The 21,539-nt window shown below is 74.2% G+C and carries 16 protein-coding genes; 7 read left to right on the top strand and 9 right to left on the bottom strand.

The window, feature by feature from the left end; genetic code table 11:
• Positions 1–39 precede the first annotated feature (39 nt).
• Together GCL84_RS23355 and GCL84_RS23350 are read right to left on the bottom strand one after the other, a co-directional pair.
• Positions 40–969, bottom strand: coding sequence for an aminoglycoside phosphotransferase/kinase family protein (locus tag GCL84_RS23355; protein ID WP_156757692.1), 930 nt, complete (start codon positions 967–969; stop codon positions 40–42).
• 66 nt (positions 970–1,035) lie between these two features.
• Positions 1,036–2,052: a winged helix DNA-binding domain-containing protein gene (locus tag GCL84_RS23350; protein ID WP_197523468.1), complete on the bottom strand. Its 1,017-nt coding sequence runs from the start codon at positions 2,050–2,052 to the stop codon at positions 1,036–1,038.
• Positions 2,053–2,360: 308 nt separating this feature from the next.
• Between GCL84_RS23350 and GCL84_RS23345 the strand changes: the two genes are divergently transcribed.
• The 3 genes from GCL84_RS23345 (at position 2,361) to GCL84_RS23335 (ending at position 8,225) form a co-directional block, all read left to right on the top strand.
• Positions 2,361–3,128, top strand: a complete 768-nt coding sequence (locus tag GCL84_RS23345) for an ABC transporter ATP-binding protein (protein WP_156757690.1) — start codon at positions 2,361–2,363, stop codon at positions 3,126–3,128.
• On the top strand, positions 3,113–5,014 hold the full coding sequence (locus GCL84_RS23340) for a hypothetical protein (RefSeq protein ID WP_156757689.1): 1,902 nt from the start codon (positions 3,113–3,115) through the stop codon (positions 5,012–5,014). Before GCL84_RS23345 ends, GCL84_RS23340 begins: the two co-directional genes overlap by 16 nt.
• A 457-nt stretch (positions 5,015–5,471) precedes the next feature.
• Positions 5,472–8,225: an AAA family ATPase gene (locus GCL84_RS23335; protein WP_156757688.1), complete on the top strand. Its 2,754-nt coding sequence runs from the start codon at positions 5,472–5,474 to the stop codon at positions 8,223–8,225.
• Positions 8,226–8,283: 58 nt separating this feature from the next.
• Here the strand turns inward: GCL84_RS23335 and GCL84_RS23330 are convergent, their stop codons facing one another.
• The 3 genes from GCL84_RS23330 to GCL84_RS23320 all read right to left on the bottom strand — a co-directional run bounded on the left by GCL84_RS23330 (position 8,284) and on the right by GCL84_RS23320 (position 10,384).
• Positions 8,284–8,484 carry a hypothetical protein gene (locus tag GCL84_RS23330; RefSeq protein WP_156757687.1) on the bottom strand — a complete coding sequence of 67 codons (201 nt, stop codon included), beginning with the start codon at positions 8,482–8,484 and terminating at the stop codon, positions 8,284–8,286.
• A 257-nt stretch (positions 8,485–8,741) separates the two neighbouring features.
• Positions 8,742–9,665, bottom strand: coding sequence for an EamA family transporter (locus GCL84_RS23325; protein ID WP_156757686.1), 924 nt, complete (start codon positions 9,663–9,665; stop codon positions 8,742–8,744).
• Between the two features lie 104 nt (positions 9,666–9,769).
• Complete coding sequence (locus GCL84_RS23320; protein ID WP_156757685.1) at positions 9,770–10,384, bottom strand: NAD(P)H-binding protein; 615 nt, start codon at positions 10,382–10,384, stop codon at positions 9,770–9,772.
• Positions 10,385–11,160: 776 nt separating this feature from the next.
• On the opposite strand from GCL84_RS23320, the gene GCL84_RS23310 reads away from it, so the two are divergent.
• Both GCL84_RS23310 and GCL84_RS23305 read left to right on the top strand, forming a co-directional pair.
• Positions 11,161–11,961, top strand: a complete 801-nt coding sequence (locus GCL84_RS23310; RefSeq protein WP_156757684.1) for an FAD binding domain-containing protein — start codon at positions 11,161–11,163, stop codon at positions 11,959–11,961.
• A complete protein-coding gene (locus tag GCL84_RS23305) occupies positions 11,958–14,594 on the top strand; it encodes a molybdopterin-dependent oxidoreductase (RefSeq protein WP_156757683.1) in 2,637 nt (878 codons plus the stop codon). The genes GCL84_RS23310 and GCL84_RS23305 overlap by 4 nt, the downstream gene beginning before the upstream one ends.
• Here GCL84_RS23305 and GCL84_RS23300 read toward each other — a convergent pair whose 3' ends face one another.
• Together GCL84_RS23300 and GCL84_RS23295 are read right to left on the bottom strand one after the other, a co-directional pair.
• Positions 14,595–16,562 (bottom strand): acetoacetate--CoA ligase, encoded by a 1,968-nt coding sequence (locus tag GCL84_RS23300; RefSeq protein WP_156757682.1) that lies wholly within the window; start codon positions 16,560–16,562, stop codon positions 14,595–14,597.
• Between the two features lie 87 nt (positions 16,563–16,649).
• Positions 16,650–17,141, bottom strand: coding sequence for a GNAT family N-acetyltransferase (locus GCL84_RS23295; protein WP_156757681.1), 492 nt, complete (start codon positions 17,139–17,141; stop codon positions 16,650–16,652).
• Between the two features lie 111 nt (positions 17,142–17,252).
• Between GCL84_RS23295 and GCL84_RS23290 the strand changes: the two genes are divergently transcribed.
• Positions 17,253–18,065 carry an endonuclease/exonuclease/phosphatase family protein gene (locus GCL84_RS23290; RefSeq protein WP_156757680.1) on the top strand — a complete coding sequence of 271 codons (813 nt, stop codon included), beginning with the start codon at positions 17,253–17,255 and terminating at the stop codon, positions 18,063–18,065.
• 13 nt (positions 18,066–18,078) lie between these two features.
• Here GCL84_RS23290 and GCL84_RS23285 read toward each other — a convergent pair whose 3' ends face one another.
• Positions 18,079–19,197, bottom strand: a complete 1,119-nt coding sequence (locus GCL84_RS23285; RefSeq protein WP_235926635.1) for an NADH:flavin oxidoreductase — start codon at positions 19,195–19,197, stop codon at positions 18,079–18,081.
• Positions 19,198–19,419: 222 nt separating this feature from the next.
• On the opposite strand from GCL84_RS23285, the gene GCL84_RS23280 reads away from it, so the two are divergent.
• Complete coding sequence (locus GCL84_RS23280) at positions 19,420–20,538, top strand: serine hydrolase domain-containing protein (protein WP_197523467.1); 1,119 nt, start codon at positions 19,420–19,422, stop codon at positions 20,536–20,538.
• A gap of 545 nt (positions 20,539–21,083) precedes the next feature.
• Here the strand turns inward: GCL84_RS23280 and GCL84_RS29475 are convergent.
• Positions 21,084–21,539, bottom strand: a 456-nt coding sequence (locus GCL84_RS29475) for a hypothetical protein (RefSeq protein ID WP_197523466.1), incomplete at its 5' end; no start/stop codon positions are given.

Below are 21,539 nucleotides of genomic sequence, written 5' to 3'. Positions count from 1 at the left end.
GACAGGCCCCACCCAGCCACAGGCAGGCCCCAGTACACCTCAAAGACGCCAAGGCTCCGAAACCCGCCACGCATCGACCTGCCCCGCGAGCCCGTCAACCAACAACGGCAACGCGGGTGCCATCGCCAAACACGCCACCATCTGCAGATCCCGCACCCGCTCCATGGCGGCGAGCACCACCGGCTCCACCGGCCGCAGCCCCAACGGCCCGGCGGCGGCGGCGTAGGCGGCGAGCGCCTCCGCCCCGGTGTGCGCCAGGTCCCACTCCACCGGCGCCACGCCCACGTGCTCGAAATCGGAGTAGTAGGTGGTGTCGACGGTCTCGATGATGTTGAAGAACGGGGCGTCGCCGTGGGTCGGCTGGACCGTCACGCCGGGGAAGGCCTCGCCGAACGCGTCCTCGCTGGCCAGCAGCGGCGACAGCGCGGCCCACTCCGCCCTGGCGCGGGCCAGGTCGGCGGCGGGCAGCAGGTCCTCCCGGCCGTCGACGCTGTCGAACGACGCTTCCATGTAGCCCTCGACGCCGGGGAAGAAGCGCAGCTCGCCCGGGTAGTCGCGCAGGACGGCGTGCAGGCGCGCCACGTCGGGCATCCGGCCGACGACGTCGTAGTCGGTGGGCAGGGTGTCGTCGATGCGCTGCCAGAACGTCATGGCGAACCCGTCGCGGGTCACCGGCTCGGCGGGCACCAGCGGGCTCGGCAGCACCGTGGGCTCCCCGCGCCCGTGCAGCCACGCCGCCACCGCCAGCTCGGTGCGCTGGAAGCGCTCCCGCTGCTCGGGCCCCGACCCCGGCGGGGTCACCACCGGCACCCTGGCCACCACCGGCGCGGGCGCGAGGTCGACGACCACCGAGAACACGTCGTAGACGATCGTCGCCTGGCCCGCGTCGAGCCCCAGGTCGCCCGCGGCGGCCACCGCCGCCCGCAGTGCCCGCTCCGACCGTGCCGCCTGCTCGTCCTCAGTGATCACCGGGCCACTGTATCGAGACCCGCCGACGACCCGCGCACGGTTGCCGATGGCATGTGGACGGACGCGTCAGCCCAGCACGCGCACCTCCGCCGCGGGCAGGTCGTCCCACCACCGGAAGTGTCGGCGCGGCACCGGGTCCGGCCGCTCGCCCACGAACGCCAGCAACGACGCGGCCTCCTCCGCCAGCCCCTCCCACGCGTGCGCGGGCAGCGGGGCGAACGCGGTGGCCTCGACCCCGCCGGCCACCTGCCGCCACACGCCCGCCACCTGCCCGTCGACCAGCAACGCGGGCAGGAAGTCCCCGTTGACCCGGGTCAGGTGTCTGCGGTATCCGGCCGGGACCACGCGCGTGCGGTCCTGGTGGCCGAGCAGCACGTTGTCCCACATCGGCAGCAGCCGCGGCGGCGCGGGCGTGTCCTCGTCCGGCAGCGGCCCGTCCGGCACGTCCAGCAGCGGCGGACCCGACTCCGCGGCGAACTCGACCAGCTCCAGCGACCCCAGCACCGCCCGCACCCGGCCGCGCCGCACGCCGAGGAACTGGGCGATGTCGGCCACCGTCGCGGGCCCGAACGCGGCCAGGTACCGGCGGCTCAGCTCGGCCAGCCCCGCGGCGGCCGCCTCGTCCGTCGTCGGCGACGGGGGAGCGGCCACGAAGCGCGGCCGGTCCGCGAACGACCACGGCGCGTCGGTCGGGGCGTGCCACAGCGGGGCGTACCAGCGCATGCCCCACCACGTGCCCGGCCACCCCCGCTCGGCCAGCCAGGCGTCCAGCTCCGCCCCGGTGCTGGCCGTCGCCGCCCGCGCGGCCAGGGCGGTGGCCAGCGCGTCGGCCTCGTCGAGCGGCGCGGCGAAGCGGTCGTCACCGAGGCGCGGGCGCGACGACGGGTGCAGCGCGGAGCGGGTGGTGGCGTAGTCGTCGGGGTGGACGGTGTGCAGCGTTCCGCGAATGAGGCTCGCCTTCACCAGCGACCGGTCGCGGTAGGCCGCGTCCACGTCGACGGGGCTGAGGCCGTCCAGCCGGTTCCACAGGGCCAAATAGGGGGACCCCGCTTGCTGCGACTGCAACGCCACCAGTCGGCGCACCGCCTCTGGTGCTGTGTGGCGCTCCCGGGACAAGAGCATCTGCCGGTGGAGGGTGCTCCTGTTCAACCTGCGAGGGCTCAGCCGCATGCGCGGAGTATCGCGGCAGCACCCCCCTACGCCGTCGCGCCACCCCCTATTCGGCCCACGCGCCGTAGCGGTCGCACCGCCGTCGGCTAGGGTTCTGACCACTTGATGGAGCCGCCGATCGGGGAGCGCGTGCTCGTCTCGTCGCACCCCGTCCCGGCTCGCGGCCTGCCGCGCTGGACGGAAGGAACCTCGACGATGCGTGACCCCCAGGCGGGTCGGAAGTGACCGCGGCGGCGACACCCGCCCTCGAGCTCAGCGGACTGGTGAAGGTCTTCGGGGGCAAGCGGGCGGTCGACGACGTCGACCTCACCGTCCCCGCGGGCTCCTTCTACGGCCTGGTCGGTCCCAACGGCGCGGGCAAGACCACCTCCATCCTCATGGCCGTCGGGCTGCTGCGCCCCGACGGCGGCAGCTCCCGCGTCTTCGGCGCCGACGTGTGGTCGGACCCGTTGCACGCCAAGGGTTTGGTCGGCCTGCTGCCCGACGGGCTGGCCATGCCCGAGCGGCTCACCGGCCGCGAGTTCCTGACCTACCTCGGCCTGCTGCGCGGCCTCGACGAGGCCACCACCGCCAGCCGGGCCCAGGAGCTGCTGGCCGTCCTGGACCTCGAAGGCGCGGAGAGCACCCTGGTCGTGGACTACTCCACCGGCATGCGCAAGAAGATCGGCCTGGCCGCCGCGCTGCTGCACGGGCCCCGGCTGCTGGTGCTCGACGAGCCGTTCGAGGCCGTCGACCCGGTCTCCGCGGCCACCATCCGCGCCATCCTGGACTCGTTCGTCGCGGGCGGCGGCTCCGTGGTGTTCTCCAGCCACGTGATGGTGCTGGTCGAGCACCTGTGCACGCACGTCGCGATCATCGCCAGGGGCAAGGTCGCCGCGGCGGGCACGCTCGCCGATGTCGCGGGCCCCGAGGGCCTGGAGCACCGCTTCGTGCAGGTCGCGGGCGGTCAGCGCACCGGTGGGGAAGGGTTGTCGTGGTTGGCGTCCTGATCCGGATGCGGGTGTCCCTGCTGCGCAACACGCTCACCGGGATGCAGGCGGTCACCCTCGGGCTCGGCGCGGTGTTCGGCCTCGCGTTCGCGGGCCTGGGCGTCTGGCTCGCCCTGCTCGACCTGGGCGCGGCCACCGGCGACCTGCTGGCGCTGCTGTTCCTGCTGTGGGCGCTGGGCTGGGCGGTCGGGCCGGTGTTCCTCGGCGGGTCCGGTGGCGCGCTGGCCCCGGAGAGCTTCGCCGCGCTGCCGATCCCGCCGCGCACGCTGGCCACCGGGCTGCTGGCCGCCTCGTTCGTCGGGGTCGGGCCGGTGGTCACGCTGGTCGCGTTCGCCGCCGGGGTGGTCTACGCGGTGGGGTCCGGGTCGGTCGCGGTGACCGTGGCCGTGCTGGCGATGCTGCTGCAACTGCTCGTGGTGGTGGTGTTCTCCAAGGTCGTGGTCGACCTGGTCGGCGCGGCCATCACCTCGACGGCGCGCGCGGTGGTCTCGGCGATCCCGTGGGCGCTGCTCGGCGGCGTCGTCGCCCAGTCCTGGCTGCTGCTGCCGCTGGTGTCGCGGGTCGACGGCTTCGACCCCGCCGTGTCGACCGCGCTGCGCGTGCTGCCCTCGGGCTGGGGGCTGCTCGCGGTCGACGCCGCCGCCCGCGGCGACTGGCTGGTCGTCGGGGCGGCGCTCGCCGGGCTGGTGGTGCTGTTCGCGCTGCTGCTGCTCACCTGGTCGCGGCTGATCGTGCGGCGCACCACCCGCGTGGTCACCGTCCGCCCGGCCTCGGCCAGGGGCGGCGGGCGCGCGGGTGTCCGCTCGGGACCGCTGCGGCTGCTGCCCGCGAGCCCGGTCGGCGCGGTGGTCGCCAAGGAGCTGCGCACCACCGTCCGCGACCTCAACCGGGCGCTGCTGCTGTCCTACGCGATCTTCTTCGGCCTGTCGGTGACCCTGGTGCCGCTGCTCGTCGGCGACACCACCTACCTGGCCGCGACCGGCGTCATCGTCGCGCTGCTGGCCACCACCGGGTCCGCGCAGCTCTACAGCAACGACGGCACCGCGCTGTGGCTGACCGTCCTGGCCCCCGGCACCGAGCGCGCCGACGTGCGCGGCCGCCAGCTCGCCTGGCTGCTGCTGGTGGCCCCGCTGTCGGTCGTGCTCACCGCCGTCGGCCTGCCGCTGAGCGGGGCCGACTGGGCCGCGCCGTGGGCGTGGGCGCTGCTGCCCGCCGCGCTCGGCGGCGGCGCGGGCGCGATCGTGCTGGTGTCGGTGTTCGCGCTGGTGCCGATGGCCGACCCGAAGAAGCGGGCCCGCTCGGCCGCGGGCGGTGACGGCTCCACCGGGCTCGTGGCCTGGGCGATGCTGCCGCTGAGCCTGCTCACCGTGCTGCCCGCCGCGGTGTTCCCGCTGGTCGGGATGCTGCTGGACAGCCCGGCGCTGCAGTGGGCGGGTGTCCCGGTCGGCTTGGCCACCGGTGTGCTCAGCCTGGTCCTGGGCGGCGCGCTCGCCCACCGCCGCCTCGCCGACCAGGGCCCGGAGCTGTTCGCCAGGATGCGCAGCGGGCCGCAGTCCACGATCGACTTCACCGGGTGGGCCGCGGGCGGGCGCGCCCCGGCCGCCGCCGCGCCGCAGCGGCCGATGCCGCTGGTGAAGGCGTCGCTGGTGTGGGCGCTCTACCTCGTCGGTTTCGTCACGCTGGTCGCCCAGGTCGGGGTGGCCTCGGTCCTGTCGGCCAACGGCGCCACCGTGCGGGCCTGGTTCCTGGCCCTGTACCTGCCGCAGGGGCAGCGCCCGGCCGTCCTCGCCGCGCTCGCCGCGCTCGCCGTGGCGGCCATCGTCGGGGGCTGGCTGCTCAGCCGCGGCCACGACAAGCCCGCCCGCAAGAAGTTCGGTCTGTTGTAAAGGCAACTTCCGGCCATCGGCTGGCGCCCCGTCCCCGCATCGCTTATGGGGGCGGGGCGCCAGTGTTCTGTACGGTGAAAACAGCCTTTAGTAGGCGTCGGGAGAATCTTGTTAAAGGACGTTGCCCGTTAACGAAACATGAATATCAGGGGCACCCCTATTGGGGTGGTCACGAGGTCTCGACAGCCCGCCAACGGTGGCGCGACACCCCCGGTCAGGGCGTGTCCACCTGCGGGGAAGCCCCGGGTCACCAGCCCCTACGTGCTGTAACGTCCTGACGGGACGGTGGGGCTGGTTCGCGGCACCCCCTACTGAGGCAGGGGTGACATCCTTCCCGGCGTGTTGGTACGTTTCCGACTGAGAGGTGAGACCCGATCCGGGAACTGCTCCCGGTCGGTGGCCGCGGTCACGCGGCCAAACGCAGAGGCATTCTTGCTGTTCGCCGTCGCGCAGGCCGATGAGCGGTGAATTGGGGGCATTTGTGGACTGGATTTCCAGTGGACGGCTGCACGGACGCGGCCCGGAGTTGGCGCGGTTCGACGCGCTGCTGGCCGACTCCCGCTGCGGCCGGGGCAACACGCACCTGGTCAGCGGACCGGTCGGCAGCGGCAAGACCGCGCTGTTGCAGGCCTGTGTGGACCGCGTGGACGACGCGCTGGTGCTGACCGCGACCGCGGCGGCCGACGAGCGCGACGTCGAGGTCGGCGTGCTCGAGCAGTTGTTGCGCAGCGCGCTGTTACCGGAGGAGGCCGACGCGGCGGTGGGCGCGCTGCTCGGCGAGCTGCCCGGCTCCGGGCGCCCGCACGCCCGCCCGCCGGTGGCCGACCTGGTGCAGGGGCTGTGCTCGGCGGTCCTGGAGCTGACCCGCCACCGCCTGGTCGTGCTGGCCGTCGACGACCTGCAGCACGCCGACCCCGCCTCCCTGCAGGCGCTGCTCTACCTGCAGCGCCGGATGCGCTCGCGCCGGATGCTCGTCCTGCTCACCGAGCTGACCCCCACCCCGCCGTCGCTGTCGGTGTTCCACGCGGAGCTGTTCCGCAGGCCCGGCTGCCACCGCGCCAAGCTGCGCCTGCTGTCCGAGGACGAGGCCGCCGCCGTCGTCGGGCCCGAGCTGGCCCCCGCCGCCCTGGCCGCCACCGGCGGCAACCCCCTGCTGCTGGCCGCCCTGGTCGAGGACGGTCACGCCGCGGCCCCCGGGCCCGACGGCCTGGTCGTCGCCGAGTCCTACCGCCACGCCGTCTCCTCCGCCCTGCTGCGCATGGACGCGCGGACCGTCGAGACCGCCACCGGCCTGGCCGTGCTCGGCGGCCCCGCCGACCCGGCCCGCCTCGCCCGCCTGCTGTCGCTGCCCGCCCAGACCGTGGGACAGGCCATCGGCGCGCTCACCGACACCGGTCTGGTCAGCGACGGCGGCTTCCGGCACCCGTCCGCCGCCATGTCCACACTGGACACCCTGTCCCCCGAGGGGCGTGCGGGCCTGCACCTGCGCGCCGCCTGCCTGCTGCACGCCGAGGGCGCTCCGCCGCGCGCGGTCGCCGCCCAGTTGACCACCTCGGGGCAGGCCCCCGAGCCGTGGATGGTGGAGCTGCTGCGCGACGTGGCCGACGAGGCGCTGGCCGCCGACGAGATCGAGCAGGCCGCCGACTGCCTGGAGCTGGCCCTGTTCGCCTGCCAGGACGAGCCGGGCCGGGCCGCGGTGATGGCGCTGCTGGCCCGCATCGAGTGGCGCAACAACCCCTCGGCCGCCGTGCGCTACATGCGCCCGCTGCGGGTGGCGCTGCGCCGCGGCCGCCTCGGCGACCGGGACGCGGGCATGCTCGTGCGCTACCTGCTCTGGGACGGGCGCATCGACCAGGCCGAGGAGACGCTGGCCTGGTGGGCCGAGAGCGTGCCCGGCGGCAGCGAGGAGCTGCGCTTCACCCGCCGCTGGCTGCGGCACTGCTGCCCGGCGCTGCTGTCCCGCCGCGGCGAGGGCGAGGACCGCGTCGAGGTCGGCGCCGCCGACGGGGTCTCCATCGCCGCCAGCTCGGTGGAGGCCGTCGACGCGCTCGCGGCCATGCTCAGCACCGGCCCCAGCCAGGGCATCGTCGACAGCGCCGAGCGGGTGCTGCAGAGCCAGCGCATGGACGACACCAACATCGAGGCGCTGTGCTCGGCGCTGGAGGTGCTGCTGTGCGCGGGCAGCCTCGACGACGCGCAGACCTGGTGCGACCGGCTGCTCGCCGAGGCCACCGACCGCCGGGCCACCACCTGGCAGGCGCTGCTGTCGGGCATCCGGGCCGAGATCGCCCTGCGCAAGACCGACCTGCCCGCCGCCGTGACGCACGCCAGGGCCGCGCTCGACCTGATGCCCACTCAGGACTGGGGCGTGTTCGCCGGCGGCCCGCTCTCCGCCCTCGTGCTCGCGCTGACCATGCTGGTCCGCCACGACGAGGCCGAGCGCGAGCTGCGCCGCCCGGTGCCCAAGGAGCTGTTCGAGACCCGCTACGGCCTGCAGTACCTCTACGCGCGCGGCTGCCACAGCATGGCCGTCGACCGCCCGCACGCCGCCCTGGCCGACTTCGAGAACTGCGGCAGGCTGATGACCGCCTGGCGCATCGACCTGCCCGCCCTGGTCCCGTGGCGCAGCGGCGCCGCCGAGGCCCTGCTCCGGCTGGGCCGCGCCGACCGCGCCCGCGCCCTCGCCGAGGAGCAGCTCCACCGCCCCGGCGTCGAGGGCACCCGCACCCGCGGCATCTCCCTGCGCATCCTCGCCGCCTGCGCCGACCCCGAGGCCCGCGGCCCCCTGCTGGAGGAGGCCGCCGACCTGTTGCAGGCCGACGAGGAGCGCCTCGAGCTGGCCACCGTCCTGGCGGACCTGAGCAACGCCAACCACTCCCTGGGCCACCACCTCGAGGCCCGCACCCTCGCCGACCAGGCGATGCGGGTCGCGCGACTGTCCACCGCCGAGCAGTTCTGGCAGCGCACCCGCCCCCCGGCCCGCCTCACCGCGTTGTCCGACACCGACGGGGCCGCCACCCTGAGCCCCGCCGAGCGCCCGGTCGCCCAACTGGCCGCCGCGGGCCACACCAACCGCGAGATCGGCCGCAAGCTGTTCATCACGGTCAGCACCGTCGAGCAGCACCTGACCCGCGTCTACCGCAAGCTCAACGTCCGCAACCGGGCGGACCTGGCGGGCAGGCTCCACCTCACGATGTCCGAGACGGCCTGAGCCCCGCACAGCACTGAGCCGGCCGCGACGGTGCGCGGCCGGCCCAGGTGGTCGTGCGTCAGTCGTCGTCCTCGTCGCCGAAGACGTCGTTCTCGTCGTTGTCGCAGGTCATGTACGGCAGGCAGAAGAACCTGGGGCTCTCGGCGGAGGACGCCGCGGTCGTCTCGGCGGTGGTTGCCGCGGCGGTGCCCGCGGTGAGCCCGACCAGCGACACGGCGGCTACCGCGGCGGCGACGAGAACCGTCTTCACGAAACGCATGGAATTCTCCTACCACTCAAGCGTTCTTGCTGACGACGACAGGATTGACACCGATCCCGATCTTTATGCGGCCCCGGGCGCAAACCCGCCGAATGAGTACCCCGCAGGCAGTGCGGGCCACCCTCGGTGCACGACGGTTCCGAGCCCCACGCCCCGCCCCCTGCCCGCCCGGGTGATCACTCCCACCATCGTGGCGCCACCATGACGCGATCGTGACCCCAGCGGAGATCCAGAGCCGCCCCAGGACAGCGCACGCCTCATCCGGCCGGGGACACCGCGACCGCGGGTCCGGACACCTGGACCAGCACCGCCCCCACCAGCAAGATCACCGCGCCCGCCAGTTGCGCGGGCCCCAGCGCCTGCCCGAGCAGCAACCAGGCCAGCACAGCGGCGACCAGCGGCTCCACCAGCGCCAGCACGCTGGCCGCGGCCGAGGGGATGTCGCGCAGCGACACCAGGCAGGCCACGTAGGGCAGCACGGTGCCCACGACCGCCAGCACCACCAGCAGCAGCCACACCGGCACGCCGAGCGGGGTGGGGGCGCCGAGCAGGTCGGCGGGCAGCGTCCACGGAGGACTGATCGCCAGCACCACCACCGCCCCCAGTGCCAGCGCGGCTGTCGTCAGCCCCAGGGGGTCGTGCCTGCTGGCGCCGTGCTCGCCGAGCAGGAAGAACCCCGCCGCGCACACCGCCGCGACCAGCCCGGCCGCGACGCCGAGCAGGTCGAGGCGCGCCCCCTGCCCCAGTTCCGCGACCAGGGCCAGACCGGCGAGCGCGAGCGCGATGCCCAGCCACACCCGCCCGCGCAGCCGCGTGCCGCGCACCACCCGCACCCACAGGGCGACCAGCGCGGGCGCGAGGTTGACCAAGACCATCGCCACCCCCACCGGGACCCGGGCCACGGCGACGAAGAAGAACAACTGCACCCCGGCCACGCCCAGCAGGCCGTAGCCGAGCAGCAGCCACAGGTCCCCGCGGCCGAACCGCAGCGCCCACGGCCGCAGCACGGCGATCACCGGCGCGAGCAGCGCCGCGGCGAGCGCGACGCGCACGGCGGTCACCTCGGCCGGTGACCAGCCCGCCGCCATCACCGCCTTGGCCAGCGGCCCGGAACTCGCGAACAGCACCCACGCGGTCAGGCTCAGCCCGGTCGCCCGCGCGGTCTTCCCCAGTACGGCCACGCGCAGAGCGTGCCCGTGCGGTCGCCTTGGTGGCCAGGGGATTTATCACACAGCCAAGCGAGGGGACGCCCGTCGGACCGTGTCGCCGTCCACCGGCTCCGCGATCAGCGGCGTCCGCGGCTGACGGCCTCGGCGATGGGGGTCTCCCCGGGCCCCAGGTCCACCGACGCCCGGTGCGACCACGCGGCCGGGATCAGGGCCGCCAGCACCGCCGCCACGTCCGCGCGCGGGATGCGCGCGGGTGACGGGGACAGTGACACCAGCCCGGTCGGCGGGGTGTCGGCGAGGGGTGCGGCGTGCACGAAGGTCCAGTCCAGGTCGTGGGCGGTGATGGCCTCCTCGGTGGTGGCCCGCGCGGCCAGGTAGCTGGTGCGCTCGGGGGTGTCCGAGTCGCTGTGCGCGGCCGGGTTGGTGGTGAGCACGAGGTAGCGGCGCACGCCGATGGAGTCCAGGGCGGCGGCGTAGGTCAGCTCGCCGGGGCGGTTGCCCGGGCCGCGGGTCGTGCCCGCGGTGTAGACGACCGCGTCGGCGTGCGGGAGCGTCTCGGCGAGGGCGCGGCCGCCGGGGTCGAGGGTGACGGGGTGGGCGCCGGTGGGCCGGACGGCGGCGTGGTGGTGGCCGGTGGGGACCAGGGCGAACACGGTGTGGCCCTGGCTGGTCAACCTGGCCGCCAGGTGCCTGCCGACGGCGCTGTGGCCGCCCGCGATGACGACGCGCATCCGCCGCACAGTAGACCTGCCGCGGGGGCCCGCGAGCGGCCCCCGCGACCGGGGGGCAGGGCTTGGCGGCCTTGTCGCCGTAGCCGAAGGTGGACACCGCGTCGCCCGAGGTGTCGCTCAGCACGGCGTTGTCGCCCTTGTCGTTCCAGATGGGGCGCTTGATGCCGTAGTGAAGCCGCCCCACTCGGGGTGCGGCTCGTTGGTATGGACGCGGATGCGCTGCCCGGGGGCCAGCACGGTGCCCGCGGGGAAGACGAAGTCCTGGCCCGGTCGTCGGCGCCGAGCCTCCAGCCGGAGATGTCGGCCGGGGCGGTGCCGCGGTTGACGATCTCGACGTACTCGTCGGCCTGGCTGCCCTTGACCTCGCCCTTGAACCGGACGTGGTTGATCACCGGGTCGGGCTTGCCGGACACCGCGAAGACGGCACGATTTCGGTGCTGTTGGCCGAGTTCGCCCCCGGTGACGCGGTCGGTGTTCAGGTCCGACAGGTTCGGCGGGGTGACGCTGGTGGCGGGCCAGGTGCCGGAGGTGACAGCCTTGCTCATCGAACACCCCGGGAGTGGCAGAGGGGATGAGGGGGTGACCGGGCCCGGTCGAGGTGGCAGCAGGGCTTTACCAAGATCATCTAGTACCGCCATCCGAGGTACCCTCGCATTGTGGACCGCTTGCCGCGTAGCACATCCGCCCCACCCCGGCCACCCCGTGCGGCGCGGCCACGCGTCACGATCGCGTGGCCGTGGCGCCCGCGCGCCGCCGCGACGTGGCAGCGTGTCGGTATGGACCTGAACACCGTGCTCCAGGTGCGCGACCCGCGCCTGGCCGGGCAGTGGGAGCCAGGCGACGCCTGGCTCGGCGGCGGCACCCACCTGTTCTCCGAGCCGCACCCCGGGGTGCGCAGGCTCGTCGACCTGACCCGCTTCGGCTGGGACCCGGTCGTGACCGGCCCCGAGGGGCTCACCCTGGCCGCGACCTGCACGATCGCCGAGCTGTCCGGGTTCGCCACGGGCAGCGCGCTGCCGATCGCGCCACTGGTGGAGCAGTGCTGCCGGGCGTTCCTGGCCTCCTTCAAGGTCTGGAACACCGCCACCGTCGGCGGCAACCTGTGCCTGGGTCTGCCCGCCGGGCCGGTGATCGCGCTGGCCACCGCGCTCGACGGCGGGTGCCTGCTGCTGGCCCCCGACGGGACTTCGCGCACCGTCGCCACCGCCGACCTCGTCACCGGTCCGGGGCAGACCGTGCTCGCCGAGGGCGAGCTGCTCCGGTCCGTCACGTTCCCCGCCGCCGCGCAGCACCGCCGGAGCGCGTTCCGCCGGGCGTCGCTGCACCCGCACGGCCGCTCGGCCGCGCTGGTCATCGCGACCCTCGGCGACGAGTTCGCCCTCACCATCACCGCCGCCACGCCCCGGCCGGTCCGGCTTCGCTTCCCCGGCGTCCCCGGCCCGGGGCAGCTCGCGGCGGCGATCGAGGACGCGGTCGAGACCTGGTTCGACGACGTGCACGGCCTGCCCGCGTGGCGGCGGCACATGACGCTGCGACTGGCCGAGCAGGCCCGCGCGGAGTTGGGGGAGCCGCGGTGAGCTTCGAGGTCCACATCAACGGCGCCGCCCACGACCGCGAGCCGCGCCCCGGCCAGTGCCTGCGCACCTACCTGCGCGGCGAGGGCTGCTTCGGCGTCAAGAAGGGGTGCGACGCCGGGGACTGCGGCGCGTGCACCGTCCACGTCGACGGCGTGCCCGTGCATAGCTGCCTCTACCCGGCCGTGCGCGTCGACGGTCGGTCGGTCACCACCGTCGAGGGCCTCGCGCGTGACGGTGAGCTGCACGAGGTCCAGCGACGCTTCCTGGACGCGCAGGGGTTCCAGTGCGGCTTCTGCACCGCCGGGTTCCTCATGACCACCGCCGCGCTCGACGACGCGCAGCGCGCCGACCTGCCGCGCGCGCTCAAGGGCAACCTGTGCCGCTGCACCGGCTACCGGGCCATCGCCGACGCCGTCGCCGGGGTCGGCCATGTCGAGGAACCCGCCGCGGGGCGGGCCATCGGCCGCAACCTCGCCGCCCCCGCCGCGCGCGAGGTCGTCACCGGCGCCGCCCGCTACACCTTCGACGTCGAGGTCCCCGGGCTGCTGCACATCGCCCTCGTCCGCTCTCCGCACGCGCACGCGCGCGTGACCGCCGTCGACCCGACCGCCGCGCTGGCCGTGCCCGGGGTCCGGCTGGTGCTCGCGCACGAGGACGCCCCGGACCGGCTGTACTCCTCGGCCCAGCACGAGATCGTCGCCGACGACCCCGCCGACACCCGGGTGTTCGACGACGTCGTGCGGCACGTCGGGCAGCGCGTGGCCGCCGTGGTCGCCGAGACCGAGGCCGCCGCGGAGGCGGGCGCCCGCCTGGTCGAGGTCGCCTACGAACCGCTGCCCGCGGTGCTGACCCCCGAGGCGGCGCTCGCCCCCGGCGCGCCGGTCCTGCACGACAAGGACCCCGCCGACAACGTGTGCGCCGAGCTGCACCAGGAGGTCGGTGACGTCGCCGCCGGGCTGGCCGAGGCCGCCGCCACCGCCACGGGCGTGTTCCGCACCGGCCGGGTGCAGCACGTCAGCCTCGAGACCCACGGGGCGCTGGCGTTCTTCGACGACGACGGGCGGCTGGTCGTGCGGTCGAGCACGCAGACCCCGTTCCTGACCAAGCGCGCGCTGTGCTCGCTGTTCGACCTCGATCCCGCTGGGGTGCGGGTGGTCGCGGGCCGGGTCGGCGGCGGGTTCGGTGGCAAGCAGGAGATGCTGGTGGAGGACGTCGTCGTGCTCGCCGCGCTGCGGCTGCGCGAGCCGGTCCGGCTGGAGCTGACCCGGTCCGAGCAGTTCACCGCGACCACCACCCGCCACCCGTTCACCGTCGAGGTCGAGGTGGGCGCCGCTATCGATGGCACCCTGACCGCGTTGAGCGTGGATGTTGTCACCGACACCGGCGCCTACGGCAATCACGGGCCCGGCGTGCTGTTCCACTCCTGTGGTGAGTCGATGGCTGTCTACCGCTGCCCGAACAAGCGCGCTGACGGGGTGGCGGTGTACACCAACAACGTGCCCTCCGGGGCGTTCCGGGGGTACGGCCTGGGGCAGGTGATCTTCGCTGTGGAGTCCGCGTTGGACGAGTTGGCGGCGAAGTTGGGCATGGACCCGCTGGTCCTGCGCGAGCGCAACATGGTCCGCGACGGCGAGCCACTGGTCACCGCTGCGGGGCCGGAGGAGGACCTGGTCGTCAGCGGCTACGGCCTGGACCACTGCTTGGAGGTCGTGCGCGCCGCGCGGGCCGAGGCGGTGGGGGAGGTGCCCGAGGGGTTCCTGGTCGGCGACGGCGCCGCCGTGGCGATGATCGCCACCACCCCGCCGCGCGGCCACTTCGCCGACGCCCGCCTGGACCTGCGGGCCGACGGGGTGTTCGAGCTGTCGGTGGGCACGGCGGAATTCGGCAACGGCTCGACCACGGTGCACCGCGCCCTTGTCGCGTCGGCGTTGGGGACTGTGGCGGACCGGGTGGTGGTCCGGCAGTCCGACACCGATCTGGTCCCGCACGACACCGGCGCGTTCGGGTCCACCGGTGTGGTGATCGCGGGCCGTGCGGTCCTGCGCGCGGCGGAGGCGATGGCGGCCGAACTGCTCACCCGCGCCGGAGGGGGCCGGTTGGTCGTCGACGGCGTCGAACTGGACGGCTCAGTGGTCCCCCTGACCGCACTGGGTCCTCTGAGGACAACCGGGCACTTCGACGGCACACCGCGTTCAGTCGCCTTCAACGTCCACTGGTTCCGCGTCGCCGTCGACCCCGACACCGGTGAGATCCGCGTCTTGCGCAGCGTCCACGCCGCTGACGCGGGGGTCGTGATGAACCCCATGCAGTGCGTCGGCCAGATCGAGGGTGGCGTCGCGCAGGGCTTGGGGGCCGCTCTGTCCGAGCTGGTCCAAGTGGACAGTGACGGCCGGGTCACCACACCCGCCCTGCGCGCCTACCACATCCCCACCTTCGCCGACGTCCCCCGCACCGAGGTCCACTTCGCGCCGACCAGCGACCCGTTGGGCCCGTTGGGCGCCAAGTCGATGAGCGAGAGCCCGTTCAACCCGGTGGCCCCCGCGCTCGCCAACGCTGTGCGCTCGGCCACCGGGGTCCGCTTCACCGAGCTACCGCTGACGAGAGACCGCGTCTGGCTCGCGCTGCGCGGGTGATCACCCCTGTCCGGCGGCGCCCAACCGCGACCCGTACTCGGCGAACCAGGGCAGCACCTCCGCGTTCGTGACCGCCCCCGGCGAGCTGACCTTCTCCGGCGCGTCGCCCTGCAGGATGCGTTTGACCGGGACCTCGAGCTTCTTGCCGGTGAGCGTGCGTGGGACGGCGGGGACCGCCACCACGTCGTCGGGGACGTGCCGGGGGGACAGCTCCGAGCGGATGGCGGCCTTGATCCCGGCCACCAGGCCGTCGTCGAGCGCGGCGCCCTCGGACAGGACCACGAACAGGGGCATGGCGTAGCCGCCGTCGGCCAGTTCCGCGCCGATGACCAGGCTGTCGGCGATCTCCGGGAAGCGTTCCACCACGGCGTAGATGTCGGCGGAGCCCATGCGCACGCCCTGGCGGTTGAGCGTCGAGTCGGAGCGGCCCGCGACCACCAGCGACGCGTCCTCGTGGACGGTCACCCAGTCGCCGTGGCGCCAGACGCCGGGGAACACGTCGAAGTAGCTGGCGTGGTAGCGCTCGCCGCCGGGGTCGTTGACGAAGCGCAGGGGCATCGACGGCAGCGGCTCGGTCACCACCAGCTCGCCCTGTTCGCCCAGCAGCGGCAGGCCGTCCGGGCCCCACGAGGCCAGGGCCACGCCCAGCGCGGGGGCGGGGATGCGCCCGGTGTAGACCGGCAGGTCGGCCGCGCCGCCCGCCAGGGCCGAGCACACGTCGGTGCCGCCGCAGATCGACTGGAGCCAGATGTGGTCGCCGACGTGGCTGTACACCCACCGCCAGGCCGCGGGGGGCATGGTCGAGCCCGTTTGCAGCACCGACCGCAGCCCGCTCAGGTCGAACCGGGACCCGGGTCGCGCGCCGGACTTCTCCCCGGCCACGACGTAGCCCGCGCCGACCCCCAGCACGGTGGTGCCGGTCAGCTCCGCGACCCGCCAGGCCTGGTCGACGTCGGGGTGGGTGGGGCTGCCGTCGTAGAGCACGATCGTCGACCCGTGCAGCAGGCCGCCGACCAGGTAGTTCCACACCATCCAGGAGGTGGAGGTGACGAAGCCGAACCGGTCGTCCGCGCCGATGTCCGCGCACAGCCCGACCGACTTGAGCAGCTCCAGCACGATCCCGCCGTGGCCCTGCACGATGCCCTTCGGCACGCCGGTCGTGCCCGAGGACCACAGCACCCACAGCGCGTCGTCGAAGGCGGTGTCGGCGAACACCAGCTCCTCGTCCGAGGGCGCGGGCCAGGCGTGCACGGCCAGGCCGTCGCGCGCGGGCCAGTCGCCGCCGGTGACCAGCAGGTGCCGCACCGAGGGCAGCCCGTCGAGCAGCTCGGCGGCGTGCGGGCGCCGGTCGAACGCCTTGCCCCCGTAGACGTAGCCCTCGCCCGCCAGCAGCACTACCGGCGCCACCTGCCGGAACCGGGCCAGCACGCTGGCGGTGCCGAAGTCCGGTGAGCACGCCGTCCACACCGCCCCGACCGCCGCCGTCGCCAGCAGGCCGACCACGGCCTCGCGGACGTTGGGCAGGTAGGCCGCGACGTGGTCGCCGGGACCCACGCCGTGCGCGCGCAGCAGCCCGGCCACCGCCGCCACCTCGCGGCGCAGGTCGGCCCAGGAGGTCTCCAGCGGCTCGCCGCGCTCGTCGAGGCTGACGACCGCGGGCCGGTCCTCGCGCGGGTGCGCCAGGCACCGCTCGGCGAAGTTGATCCGGGCCCCGCTGAACCACCGCGCCCCCGGCATCTCCCGGCGCGGCAGCACCTCCTCGTAGCCGCTGACCCGGTCGAGGCCGAAGTAGTCCCACAACGCGCCCCAGAACTCGGCCGGGTGCTGCCCGCTCCACCGCTGCAACGCCAGGTAGGAGTCGAACTCCAGCCCGCGGTCGGCGGCCAGCCACCGCTGGAAGTCGGCCACCCGGGACCCCGCCACCTGCTCGGCACTCGGCCGCCACAACACCTCTGCGCTGTCGGTCACACCAGCGACCCTAACCGCCGCGCGAGCGGGCGTGGAAGCGCGGAAAGTCGGGTTCCCCGATCCGGGGGCCGGTCCGGGCGCGACTGGCTACAGCCGGGTGAAGGGCTCCGCGTAGGTGAAGGTCCCTCGGGGTACCTCCGCCGCGAGGGCGTGGACCTGGAAGTGCGGCCGCCACTCGGCGACCGGCGGGGCGATGCCCAGCTCGTCGCCGCGGCGGAAGCCGAAGCGCTGGTAGTACTCGGGGTCGCCGAGCAGGGCGACGAGTGGCTCGTCCAAGGCGCTGGCGGCGCCGATGAGGGTGCGCACGAGGGCGGAGCCGACCCGGGCGCGCTGGTGGTCGGGGTGGACGCTGAGCGGGCCGAGGCCCAGCGCGGGGACGCCGTCGACGGCGCCGCGGGTGGCGACGACGTGGCCGATGACCTTGGTGCCCGCCGTGGCCACGAAGGACAGGGCGGGGATCCAGCCGGGGTCGAGGCGGAGCTGGTCGATCAGGTCCGCCTCGACCGGGCGGTCGAAGGCGGCGGTGGTGACCGCGTGGATGGCGGCCTCGTCACCGGGGCGTTCGCGTCGGATGATCACGGGGGGACTCTAGCCGGCCCGGTCGTGGGTGGTTGCCGCGCGGGAGTGGTGATTCGTTCACCGACAGCGGTTAGGTTGAGCGCGTCGTTCACCAGGAGGAAAGGGCGGCCGATGCGCTCGGTGTTGGGTCGTGTGGTGCTCGGGGCGGCCGTCGCCGCCGCGGTGGTGGTCCCGGCGGGGCAGGCGCGGGCGGTGGAGCCGAGGGCGACCACCGTGCTCACCCTGAGCTTCAACATGTGCGGCGGCAAGTGCAACGACGGCAGGCCCGCCGTCGCCGACGAGGTCGCCGCCGCCATCGCCAACCGCGACCCCAAGGCCGCCACCCCGCAGGAGGTCTGCGCGGGCCAGGCCAAGCGGCTGCGCGCCCGCCTCGGCGCCGCGTGGACGGTCGAGCACGTGCCCACCCGCCACCGGTGCGACGACGGCTCCGACTACGGCATCGCCCTGGCCTACCGCGGCGAGTCGGCCTGGCAGAAGGTCTGGCCGCTGCCCAACCCGGGCGGCCACGAGCCGCGCAGGATGGTCTGCGCCAAGCTCTCCGGTCCCGACGTCCTGGCCTGCTCGACCCACATCGACTTCCACGCCGACGGCACCCGGGGCGCCCAGATCCGCGAGGTCGCCAGGATCATGGCGGGCTACGCCACCGCCGGGCACGCGGCCTACGTCGGCGGCGACTTCAACGCCGCCCCCGGCGACGCCCAGCTCAACCCCCTGTACCGCCCCGCCTACGGCCAGGGGGCCGCGGGCAGGCACAACGAGGCGAGCGGCTGCTGCACCCGGGGCGGCACGGCCACCGGCGACGGCGGCCGGAAGATCGACTACGTCTTCGGCCTCGCGGGGAGGTTCACCCCCGGCGGCGTCGAGGTCGTCCCCAGCGGCCTGTCCGACCACCGCGAGGTCTGGGCCAAGCTCGTCCTGGGCTGAGGGCGCCGGGGGCTCAGACCAGTTCCCGCATGTGCTTGCGCTCGTAGGGCACGATCTCGTCCGTGCGGCCGTCCAGCAGCTTGCGGACCCAGTCCGGGTCCGACAGCAGGGTGCGGCCCAGGGCCACGATGTCCCACTCGCCCGCGCCGAACTGCTCGAGCAGGGCGTCGACCCCGGCGAAGCCCGCGGGCTCGCGGCTGGGGGTGCGGCTGACGAAGGGGGCGGACAGGCCCACCGAGCCCACGGTGATGACCGGGAGGCCGGTGATGCGCTTGGTCCAGCCCGCGAGGCTGAGCTCGCCGTCCGCGCCGGGCAGGTCGGGGAAGGCGGGCTCCCAGTACCGGCGCACCGACGGGTGCAGGGCGGTCAGCCCGGCCTCGACCAGCGGCGAGAGGACGGCCTCGAGCTCGGAGGGGTTCTCGGCGATGCGGGCGTCGAAGTCGGCGTCCTTCCACTGCGAGTAGCGGAAGACGATCGGGAAGTCCGGGCCGACCTGCGCGCGCACGGCCGCCACGACCGAGGCCGGGTAGGCGGCGCGCTCCTTGTGCGAGCCGCCGAACAGGTCGGTGCGCTGGTTGGTGCGGTCCCAGAGGAAGCCGTCGAGCAGGTAGCCGTGCGCCCCGTGCAGCTCGATCCCGTCGAAGGCCGACCGGCGCGCGCTCAGCGCGGCCCGCACGTAGGCCTCGCGGGTGGCGTCGAGGTCGGCCTCGGTCATCGCCCGGCCCACCGGCTCGCCGTTGGTGGCCACCCCGGAGGCGCTGACGGTCTCGACGTCGGGGTTGTACTCGGGCGCCTTGCCGCGCGCCGACCCGAGGTGCCAGAGCTGCGGGATGATCACGCCCCCGGCCGCGTGCACCCGGTCCACCACGGCCCGCCACCCGCCCAGCGGGTCCAGGTCGTACAGGCGCGGCACGTCGGTGTCCGGCCCGGTCGCCGGGTCGGGGATGTACACGCCCTCGGTGATGATCAGCCCCACCCCGCCCGCCGCCCGCTTGCGGTAGTACTCCACCACGTCGGGCCCGGGCACACCCCCCGGCGAGTGCTTCCGGGTCATCGGCGCCATGGCGAACCGGTTGCGCACCTGCACCGGGCCGAGGGAGAACGGGGTGTCGAGATCCTTCACGTCGGTCACGACCCCATCCTGATACCGCGGGCCCCCGGCCGACCACAACGGGTGAGGTTGCCGACAGAACCGAGCACCCCCGGAATAACCGACCAGTCCGGCGTGAGCGGGCGGATCACCGCCGCGCGCCCTGCCCGTCCGCCACCGCTGGCAGGTTCTGTCCACTGTCGAATGCGCGCCGCCTGCGCCCGCTATGTTGAGAACATCGTTGTTCGTGGAGGAGGGGGTGGCATGCGCCGTCTACTGGTCGTCGTACTCGCCGGACTGGCGGTGGCCGGGTTCGCCGTGGCGCCCGCGGGCGCCGATCCGGTCCCGGACGTGCTGGGGGAGTACCGCCTGGCGATGGGGTCCCTGGGGGCGGCGCAGGCCGTGCGCGACGGTGACACCGTCGTCGGCGCGGGCAGCGGCAGGACCACGCTGTTCGGCGACACCGCCCTCGACGAGGACACCCGGTTCCGCGTGGGCAGCCAGACCAAGATGACGGTCGCCACGGTCGTCCTGCAGCTCGTCGACGAGGGCGAGCTGACCCTCGACGACACCGTGGCCCAGCACCTGCCCGGGGTGCTCAGCGGCGACGGCGTCGACCCCGCCGCCATCACCGTGCGGCACCTGCTGACCCACCGCTCCGGCGTCCCCGACTACCTCGGCTACCTCGGCGGCGACTACCTGCAGATCGCCCAGGTGCTGTTCAACCCCGTCTGGCAGATCTCGCCGCCCAGCCCGCAGCAGCTCATCGACTCCGCGACGCCCAAGGGCGCAGACTTCGCGGCGGGCACGGACGGCGCGTACTCCAACACCGGCTACACGCTGCTCGGCATGATCGTGGAGCAGGTCACCGGCCGGTCGATCGGCACCGAGGTCACCGAGCGGGTCATCACCCCCGCGGGCATGAGCTCGAGCTTCTACGCCGAGGCGGGCCAGAAGGCCCTGCCCGCCCCCTTCGCGCGCGGCTACATCGCCTACGCCGGCTACCCGCTGGCCGACTACACCGGCTTCGAGCCCGCCATCTGGGGAGCGGCCGCCGCCCTGGTGTCCACCGGCGAGGACATGACCCGCTTCCTCACCGCCCTGCTGACCGGCGAACTGCTCTCCCCGGCCCGCCTGGCCGACATGCGCGACGTCCAGCCGCTGCCGGGCATCGGCGACTACGGCCTGGGCCTCAAGCGGTTCGACACCGCCTGCGGCACCGCCTGGGGCCACTCCGGCCACGTCGCCGGGTACAGCACCTTCACCGTCGGCCGCGGCGACAAGGCGGTGGCGCTCAACGTCAACGTCTCCGCTGTCGGCGTGGACACGGTCAGCGCGGGCGCGGCCCGGCAGACGATCATCGACGCCGCGCTCTGCGGCTGACGAACGGCGCACGGGGGCCTGTCTGGTGTTGGCGGGCCCCCGTCCCCGCTTGACGTCGATCCCCTCGGAGAGGGGATCGGGCGCGGGGGTGGCAGCGGCCGTGGCCTGGCCCGGGTGCGGGCGACCGATCCGGCCCAGCGCCGGGGCGTCCTGGTCGGCACCCCGGAGGTGTCCGGCGCCCGCCGACAGGTTCGTCCGCGCCGCCGCGGCACAATGCCCCCACCTCCGAACCTGGGCGGGCTCCCCGGCCGTCCGCGGCCTGGGTCCCGACGCCCACTCCGTCCTCGCCCCAGCCGACCGCAGCACCCAGGCCGCCACGCGCCGCCCACCCGGCGTCGAAGGTGCACAGTGGACGGTCGTGTCCTTCCTGCTGTTCGCAGGCCTCGACGAGGACACCGCCGAGGCCCAAGCCGACCTGGCCACAACCACCGACTCCGCTGTCCGGTCCAGGTGAAGATGGTGGAGGACCATGCTGCTGACCTGCGGTCCGCCAAGTAGGTCCGGACCTACTTGGCGGATTCGGTGCCGCTACGCGGTGACGGGGCTCAGTCCACCGGGTCGAGGGGCGTCACCGGGGGCTTTCCCACATAGGGCCCGGAGCAGACGCTGTCGTAGCGGTAGCAGGTGAAGTATTCGAGGCCGTCGTAGGGATCTGCGCTGGTCATCCAGACGTTAACCCGGGTGGACCCGCCTTCGACGTCTGCGTCGAGGGGAAGGGATGCGGGCCCGGACCTGTCGGTCCAGGTGCTGGAACTGTTCCAGTCCAGCCAGGTCCTGCCTGACCACGCCTGCGCGTAGATCCGCCGTTCCCCGACGGCCTTGAACGCCCCGTCGACGCCGACCGACCGGTTGTACCAGGTGACCGTGCCTTTGTAGTAGCTCGCTCCGACCTCGATCGAGAAGGTGCTGGTGGGGTAGGCGGTGGTGGTGGCGGTGGCGGGCGCCGCCGCGAGAACCATCCCGGCAACCGACGCGACCGCGGCCACGGCCACGCCGACCTT

The sequence above is a fragment of the Actinokineospora pegani genome (genome assembly GCF_009745975.1).
In the GTDB taxonomy this organism is placed as follows: Bacteria; Actinomycetota; Actinomycetes; order Mycobacteriales; family Pseudonocardiaceae; genus Actinokineospora; species Actinokineospora pegani.
This window is presented reverse-complemented; position numbering and strand designations above follow the sequence as displayed.

Excerpts from the sequence above, each read along its gene's own strand:
- GCL84_RS23310 (WP_156757684.1), top strand. The coding sequence starts at position 11,161 with ATGGACCTGAACACCGTGCTCCAGGTGCGCGACCCGCGCCTGGCCGGG.
- GCL84_RS23330 (WP_156757687.1), bottom strand. The coding sequence starts at position 8,484 with ATGCGTTTCGTGAAGACGGTTCTCGTCGCCGCCGCGGTAGCCGCCGTG.
- GCL84_RS23280 (WP_197523467.1), top strand. The coding sequence starts at position 19,420 with ATGCGCCGTCTACTGGTCGTCGTACTCGCCGGACTGGCGGTGGCCGGG.
- GCL84_RS23335 (WP_156757688.1), top strand. The coding sequence starts at position 5,472 with ATGAGCGGTGAATTGGGGGCATTTGTGGACTGGATTTCCAGTGGACGG.
- GCL84_RS23320 (WP_156757685.1), bottom strand. The coding sequence starts at position 10,384 with ATGCGCGTCGTCATCGCGGGCGGCCACAGCGCCGTCGGCAGGCACCTG.
- GCL84_RS23290 (WP_156757680.1), top strand. The coding sequence starts at position 17,253 with ATGCGCTCGGTGTTGGGTCGTGTGGTGCTCGGGGCGGCCGTCGCCGCC.